The organism is Pseudomonas sp. ACM7, assembly GCF_004136015.1.
Taxonomy (GTDB): Bacteria; Pseudomonadota; Gammaproteobacteria; order Pseudomonadales; family Pseudomonadaceae; genus Aquipseudomonas; species Aquipseudomonas frigoris.
On sequence record NZ_CP024866.1, the window covers coordinates 4,587,884 to 4,595,045 of the forward strand.

Sequence of the window (7,162 nt, forward strand, 5' to 3'; positions counted from 1 at the left end):
GTCCTCAAAAGGGCCCGTCCGGTTTGATTCGAGAAGGAATGACACATGACTCAGAAATTCGACGTGGTAGTGATTGGCGCGGGCCCTGGCGGCTACGTAGCTGCCATTAAAGCAGCGCAACTGGGCCTCTCCACTGCCTGCATCGAGAAATACACCGACAAGGAAGGCAAACTGGCCCTCGGCGGTACTTGCCTGAACGTCGGCTGCATTCCATCCAAGGCGCTGCTGGACAGCTCCTGGAAATACAAGGAAGCCAAAGAAGGCTTCGCGATCCACGGTATCAATCACGCTGGCGTGACCATGGACGTGGCTGCAATGGTTGGCCGTAAAGCCAACATCGTTAAAGGCCTGACCTCTGGCGTTGCCACCCTGTTCAAGGCTAACGGCGTCACTTCCCTGCAAGGCCACGGCAAACTGCTAGCCGGCAAGAAAGTCGAACTGACCAAGGCAGACGGCACCGTCGAAATCATCGAAGCCGAGAACGTGATTCTGGCTTCGGGCTCGCGTCCGATCGACATTCCACCGGCTCCGGTTGACCAGAACGTGATCGTCGATTCGACCGGCGCACTGGAATTCCAATCGGTACCCAAGCGCCTGGGCGTGATCGGCGCTGGCGTGATCGGCCTGGAACTGGGTTCGGTCTGGTCCCGTCTGGGTTCCGAAGTGGTTGTTCTGGAAGCGCTGGAGAAGTTCCTGCCAGCGGCTGACGACGCCGTTTCCAAAGAAGCCTACAAGACCCTGACCAAACAAGGTCTGGACATCAAGCTGGGCGCTCGCGTCACCGGTTCCAAAGTGAACGGCAACGAAGTTGTCGTGAACTACACCGATGCCAATGGCGAACAGAACATCACGTTCGACAAGCTGATCGTTGCCGTTGGTCGCCGTCCAGTGACCACCGAACTGCTGGCATCTGACAGCGGTGTGAACATCGACGAGCGCGGTTTCGTTTTCGTTGACGACCAGTGCGCGACCAGCGTGCCGGGCGTTTACGCGATCGGCGACGTGGTTCGCGGCATGATGCTGGCGCACAAGGCGTCCGAAGAAGGCATCATGGTGGTTGAGCGCATCAAGGGCCACAAAGCCCAAATCAACTATGACCTGATCCCGTCTGTTATTTATACTCACCCGGAAATCGCGTGGGTCGGTAAAACCGAGCAGACCTTGAAAGCTGAAGGCGTTGAAGTTAACGTCGGCACTTTCCCGTTCGCAGCCAGTGGCCGTGCCATGGCAGCCAACGATACCGGCGGTTTCGTGAAAGTCATTGCTGATGCCAAGACTGACCGCGTATTGGGCGTCCACGTGATTGGCCCGAGCGCTGCAGAACTGGTTCAGCAGGGCGCGATCGGCATGGAATTCGGCACCAGCGCTGAAGACCTGGGCATGATGGTTTTCTCCCATCCGACCCTGTCCGAAGCCTTGCACGAAGCAGCTTTGGCTGTGAATGGCGGCGCCATCCACATTGCCAACCGCAAGAAGCGTTAAGACAAGACAATAAGAAACCACGGCGGAAGGCCCGTCGTGAGCCTTGCGTGCAAGACTCACCGCGGAATGTCCGCCGGACGCAGCCTTGCGTAGTCTCACCGGTTATCCGGAACACCTACGCAAGCAGCAGTCACAGGTGGTGCGGCACTTGAAAAAGTGCAGCACCGAATGCGCAGTACCTAACGAAGACGGTAATAAGCATGAATCTTCATGAGTATCAGGGTAAGCAGCTGTTCGCTGAATACGGCCTGCCAGTATCCCAGGGTTTCGCCGTAGACACCCCGGAAGCAGCAGCAGAAGCGTGCGACAAGATCGGCGGGACCGAATGGGTTGTCAAAGCCCAGGTTCACGCAGGTGGTCGCGGTAAAGCGGGCGGCGTTAAGCTGGTTCGCAGCAAAGAAGACGCCAAAGCATTCGCTCAACAGTGGTTGGGCAAGCGTCTGGTGACTTACCAGACTGATGCCAATGGTCAGCCAGTCACCAAGATCCTGGTTGAATCGTGCACTGATATCGCTAAAGAGCTGTACCTGGGCGCTGTCGTTGACCGTTCGAGCCGTCGCATCGTGTTCATGGCTTCCACCGAAGGTGGCGTGGACATCGAGAAAATCGCTCACGACACCCCTGAGAAAATCCTCAAGGCTACTATCGATCCACTGGTTGGCGCTCAGCCATTCCAGGGTCGCGAGCTGGCATTCCAGTTGGGTCTGGAAGGCAAGCAAGTTGCTCAGTTCGCCAAGATCTTCGTAGGTCTGGCCAAGCTGTTCAAGGATCACGACCTGGCTCTGCTGGAAGTGAACCCGCTGGTGATCAAGGCTGACGGCGATCTGCATTGCCTCGACGCCAAGATCAACATCGACGCCAACGCCATGTACCGTCAGCCTAAGCTGAAGACTTTCCACGATCCGTCGCAAGACGATCCGCGCGAAGCGCACGCTGCCAAGTTCGAACTGAACTACGTAGCGCTGGAAGGCAACATCGGTTGCATGGTCAACGGTGCTGGCCTGGCCATGGGTACCATGGACATCGTCAACCTGCATGGCGGCAAACCAGCCAACTTCCTCGACGTGGGCGGCGGTGCTACCAAAGAACGCGTTACCGAAGCGTTCAAGATCATCCTGTCCGACACTAACGTCGCTGCAGTATTGGTCAACATCTTCGGCGGCATCGTTCGTTGCGACATGATTGCCGAAGGCATCATCGGCGCTGTGAAAGAAGTCGGCGTGAAAATCCCGGTTGTTGTTCGCCTTGAAGGCAACAACGCTGAGCTGGGCGCTAAAGTACTGGCAGAAAGCGGTTTGAACATCATCGCTGCTACCAGCCTGACCGACGCTGCTCAACAAGTTGTCAAAGCTGCGGAGGGCAAATAATGAGCGTCCTGATCAATAAAGACACCAAAGTTATCTGCCAGGGTATTACCGGTTCGCAAGGTAGTTTCCACACCCAGCAAGCCATCGAATACGGCACCAAGATGGTTGGTGGCGTAACTCCGGGCAAAGGCGGCACCGAGCACCTGGGTCTGCCAGTGTTCAACACCGTGAAAGATGCTGTAGCTGCCACTGGCGCCACCGCCAGCGTGATCTACGTTCCAGCTCCTTTCTGCAAGGATTCCATCCTGGAAGCAGCATTCGGCGGCATCAAGCTGATCGTTTGCATCACTGAAGGCATTCCTACCCTGGACATGCTGGATGCCAAGGTCAAGTGCGACGAGTTGGGCGTAGTCCTGATCGGTCCTAACTGCCCAGGCGTGATCACTCCAGGCGAATGCAAGATCGGCATCATGCCAGGTCACATTCACTTGCCAGGCAAGGTCGGTATCGTTTCCCGTTCCGGCACCCTGACCTACGAAGCTGTGAAGCAGACTACTGACGCCGGTTTCGGTCAGTCGACTTGCGTCGGCATCGGCGGTGACCCGATCCCGGGCTCGAACTTCATCGACATCCTGAAGCTGTTCCAGGAAGACCCGAAGACCGAAGCGATCGTTATGATCGGTGAGATCGGCGGTTCGGCTGAAGAAGAAGCGGCTGCCTACATCAAGGCACACGTGACCAAGCCGGTTGTTTCCTACATCGCTGGTGTGACTGCCCCTGCGGGCAAGCGCATGGGCCATGCTGGCGCAATCATCTCTGGCGGCAAAGGCACTGCAGACGAGAAGTTTGCTGCCCTGGAAGACGCAGGCGTTAAAACCGTGCGTTCGCTGGCAGACATCGGCAAGGCTTTGTCCGAGCTGACCGGTTGGGCGATCAAGTAAGCCTCGCGCCTATCTGACGCTTCACCAAACAAAGGCCACCTTCGGGTGGCCTTTGTCATTTGCGAAGATCAAAAGATCGCAGCCTCGTTGCACTCGACAGCTCCTACAGGGGATACGAAACCTTGTAGAAGCTGTCGAGTGCAACGAGGCTGCGATCTTTTGATCTTTTTATATGTAAACGCGACACAGAAATGTCGTGTATCGGATACTTCGCACCCTAACAGTGCGTTTGTCGGGCAAATTCGTTAGGCTAGCAGCCATTTTTGCGTCCGCGGCCCACAAGGTTGTTACGCGCTAAACGGGTCAGTCCTATTCGGACCGACAGCATTTCCCTCACCCCTCAGGGAAATCCCTCTCTAAATTCCGATTCAGTAGTGTGGTATTTCCTTAATGAAAGTGTTGAAAGGCCAGGACATCCTGGCACTTGGTTTTATGACGTTTGCCCTGTTTGTCGGGGCTGGCAACATCATCTTCCCGCCTATCGTCGGTCTGCAGTCCGGTCCAAATGTCTGGATGGCGGCGCTGGGCTTTCTGATCACCGCGGTCGGTCTGCCGGTGATCACCGTTGTCGCCCTGGCCAAGGTCGGTGGCGCCATGGATGCCTTGAGCAGCCCGATCGGGAAAGTCGCCGGTGGCCTGCTGGCTGCCGCGTGCTACCTCGCTGTCGGCCCGCTGTTCGCGACACCGCGCACCGCCACCGTGTCGTTTGAAGTCGGCTTGGCGCCGCTGACCGGCGAGAGCCCGCTGGCACTGTTCCTCTATAGCTCGGTGTACTTCCTGCTGGTGTTCTTCATCTCGCTCTATCCGGGCCGGCTGCTGGATACCGTAGGACGTTTCCTCGCACCGCTGAAGATCATCGCCCTGGCCGCGCTCGGCATCGCCGCGTTTGCATTGCCGGCCGGTGATGTCGGCGTGGCCACCCCGGAATACGTGGCGGCACCGTTCTCCCAAGGCTTCATCAATGGTTACCTGACCATGGATACCCTGGGTGCGCTGGTGTTTGGCATTGTCATCGTCAACGCAATCCGCTCCCGTGGCGTCGAGTCGCCGGTGCTGATTACCCGTTACGCGATCATCGCCGGGCTGATTGCCGGCGTGGGTCTGGCGCTGGTTTACGTCAGCCTGTTCCGTCTCGGTTCGGGCAGCCATGAAGTGGCCGCGGGTGCCACCAACGGCGCGGCGGTGTTGCACGCTTACGTGCAACACACCTTCGGCTCTCTGGGCAGCGGTTTTCTGGCGGTGCTGATTTCCCTGGCCTGTCTGGTGACTGCGGTGGGTCTGACATGCGCTTGCGCCGAATACTTCAGCCGTGTGCTGCCGCTTTCCTACAAGACATTGGTCATCATCCTGGCTGCGTTCTCCCTGCTGGTGTCCAACCTGGGCCTCACCAAGCTGATTGCGTTCTCGATCCCGGTGCTGACCGCGATCTACCCGCCGTGCATTGCCCTGGTCGCCCTGAGCTTCTGCAAGGACTTCTGGCATGAGCAGGGCCGAATCGTCGGTCCGGTGATGCTGGTGTCGTTCATCTTCGGTTTGATCGACGCCCTCAAGGGCGCGGGTCTGGCGGACTGGATGCCGACTCAGTTGTCTCACCTGCCGCTGAGCGAGCAAGGCCTGGCCTGGCTGGTGCCGTCGGTCATGACCCTGGTCGTCGCGGTCGTTTGCGATCGCCTGCTGGGCAAGCGCGAAGAAGCACTGGCTTAAGCCGCTTCATGGTCCGCCACAAGCGGGTCGTGAACACACATGGAAATGCCCCGTATCAATCGATACGGGGCATTTTTTTATGGGCTTGTACAAATCTAATGTGGGAGCGAGCTTGCTCGCGAAGAGGGCATGACATTCAATAGTTATGTTGACTGATACACCGCCTTCGCGAGCAAGCCCGCTCCCACAGGGATTTCGGTACTCCGCATAAACATCACAAGGACCTGCATGTCGTTCATCCACGCCAACATGATCCACATCCTCGCCGCGCTCTGGTTCGCCATCTGCTGGGGCGGTTACACCCGTTATGCGACGTGGAAGGGCCGCGACACCGCGTGCCTGGCCAGCGTGCTGCACCTTTATCGCGAAGACTGGATGCGCCGCATGCTGTTGCGCGACAACCGCATCGCTGACGCCAGCGTAATCGGTAACCTGGAGCGCAACGCCTCGTTCTTCGCCTCCAGCACACTGATTATCCTGGCCGGCATTCTCACGGTGCTCGGAGCCTCCGAACGGGCAGTGTCGTTGTTGGCGGATATCCCGATGGTGCAACAGGCATCCCAGGGGATGTCGGAGATCAAGTTGCTGTGCCTGGCGCTGGTCTTTGTCTATGCGTTCTTTACGTTCAGCTGGTGCATGCGCCAGTACAACTTTGCGGCCATTCTGGTGGGCTCGGCGCCTATGGTCGGTGAGCGTCACGTTTCCGAACAAGAGCGCAAAGCCTTTGCTGCCCGGGCGGCCCGCGTCATTTCCATGGCCGCCAACCAGTTCAACTTCGGACTGCGCTCCTACTACTTCGGCATGACCATGCTGGCCTGGTTCGTCAGCCCGTGGTTGTTCATGTTGATGAGTGCCGGGGTGGTGCTGGTGTTGTATCGCCGGGAATTTCATTCCGACGTTCTCGACGTGATGGTCTATACACCTACAGAGGCGCCATTGCCTGAGGCGATTAAAGAGGCTGTTTGATGAGTATTCCGTTCTGGTGTGTGTTTATCAGTGCCCTGCTGATTTTTTTGGCAAAAATTCCTGTGGCCAAGGCAATGAATGACCAGGGCGGTTATGACAACCATCTGCCGCGTCAGCAACAGGCGCAACTGACTGGCTTTGGTGCCCGTGCGTTGGCGGCTCATCAAAACTGTTTTGAGGCGTTCATTCTGTTCGCGGTGGGGGTGTTGATGGCTCACACCACGCAGACAGCGGGGTGGCTGATCGACTTGCTGGCAATCATCTTCGTGATTTCGCGAATCATTTATTTGCTGTGCTATTGGGTTGATCTGGCCTGGCAGCGGAGCCTGGTATGGTCCGTTGGACTAGTGTGTTCGTTGCTGTTGATGATTAGTCCGACTTTTAGAACTATTTTGCTGTAGCGCCTGCTTCGCAAACAAAAAACCAGGCAAAAGAAAACCCGCACTTGGCGGGTTTTCTTTATCACGTGCGCCAGGCATGGCGCGTTGCGCGCAAGCGCAACCAGCTTGGCTGTGGTGGCCTCGCTGGTGACTTGGAGGTGAAAGTCCTCTACACACCCGGCAAGGGGAAGTGTTAGCCAGAGGCAAGGGTGTCGCGGGTGACCGCGAATCTGAAGGAAGCCCGAGGCAAAATGCTGGCTTGACGAACAGCAAGCGGATAGAGGCGGCGCAGCGGGGTAAAGGGGCGTGTTTCCCTAAAGCCCAATACTTGCACGGGACGCTGCGACGTAGATCCGACAGGCATAAGCAGGAAGGTCGCGCG

Annotated in this window: 7 protein-coding genes; 6 read left to right on the forward strand and 1 reads right to left on the reverse strand. The window is 57.6% G+C overall.

The genetic code is table 11. The features are described from left to right. The first annotated feature begins 45 nt into the window (after positions 1–45). The 6 genes from lpdA to CUN63_RS21760 all read left to right on the forward strand — a co-directional run bounded on the left by lpdA (position 46) and on the right by CUN63_RS21760 (position 6,801). A complete protein-coding gene (lpdA, locus tag CUN63_RS21730; protein ID WP_129442290.1) occupies positions 46–1,482 on the forward strand; it encodes a dihydrolipoyl dehydrogenase in 1,437 nt (478 codons plus the stop codon). A gap of 200 nt (positions 1,483–1,682) precedes the next feature. Next, the gene (sucC, locus tag CUN63_RS21735; RefSeq protein WP_008148602.1) at positions 1,683–2,849 is read left to right on the forward strand and encodes an ADP-forming succinate--CoA ligase subunit beta; all 1,167 of its coding nucleotides are present in this window, start codon (positions 1,683–1,685) and stop codon (positions 2,847–2,849) included. Continuing rightward, positions 2,849–3,730 carry a succinate--CoA ligase subunit alpha gene (gene sucD / locus CUN63_RS21740; RefSeq protein WP_008148605.1) on the forward strand — a complete coding sequence of 294 codons (882 nt, stop codon included), beginning with the start codon at positions 2,849–2,851 and terminating at the stop codon, positions 3,728–3,730. Before sucC ends, sucD begins: the two co-directional genes overlap by 1 nt. Before the next feature lie 390 nt (positions 3,731–4,120). After that, positions 4,121–5,434 (forward strand): branched-chain amino acid transport system II carrier protein, encoded by a 1,314-nt coding sequence (gene brnQ / locus CUN63_RS21745; RefSeq protein ID WP_129442292.1) that lies wholly within the window; start codon positions 4,121–4,123, stop codon positions 5,432–5,434. Positions 5,435–5,662: 228 nt separating this feature from the next. Next, positions 5,663–6,400, forward strand: coding sequence for a DUF599 domain-containing protein (locus tag CUN63_RS21755; protein ID WP_008148609.1), 738 nt, complete (start codon positions 5,663–5,665; stop codon positions 6,398–6,400). Further along, on the forward strand, positions 6,400–6,801 hold the full coding sequence (locus tag CUN63_RS21760) for an MAPEG family protein (protein ID WP_129442296.1): 402 nt from the start codon (positions 6,400–6,402) through the stop codon (positions 6,799–6,801). Before CUN63_RS21755 ends, CUN63_RS21760 begins: the two co-directional genes overlap by 1 nt. 172 nt (positions 6,802–6,973) lie before the next feature. Here the strand turns inward: CUN63_RS21760 and CUN63_RS31930 are convergent. Then, positions 6,974–7,162 (reverse strand): hypothetical protein (locus CUN63_RS31930; protein ID WP_218570133.1); only part of this gene is annotated, 189 nt, incomplete at its 5' end.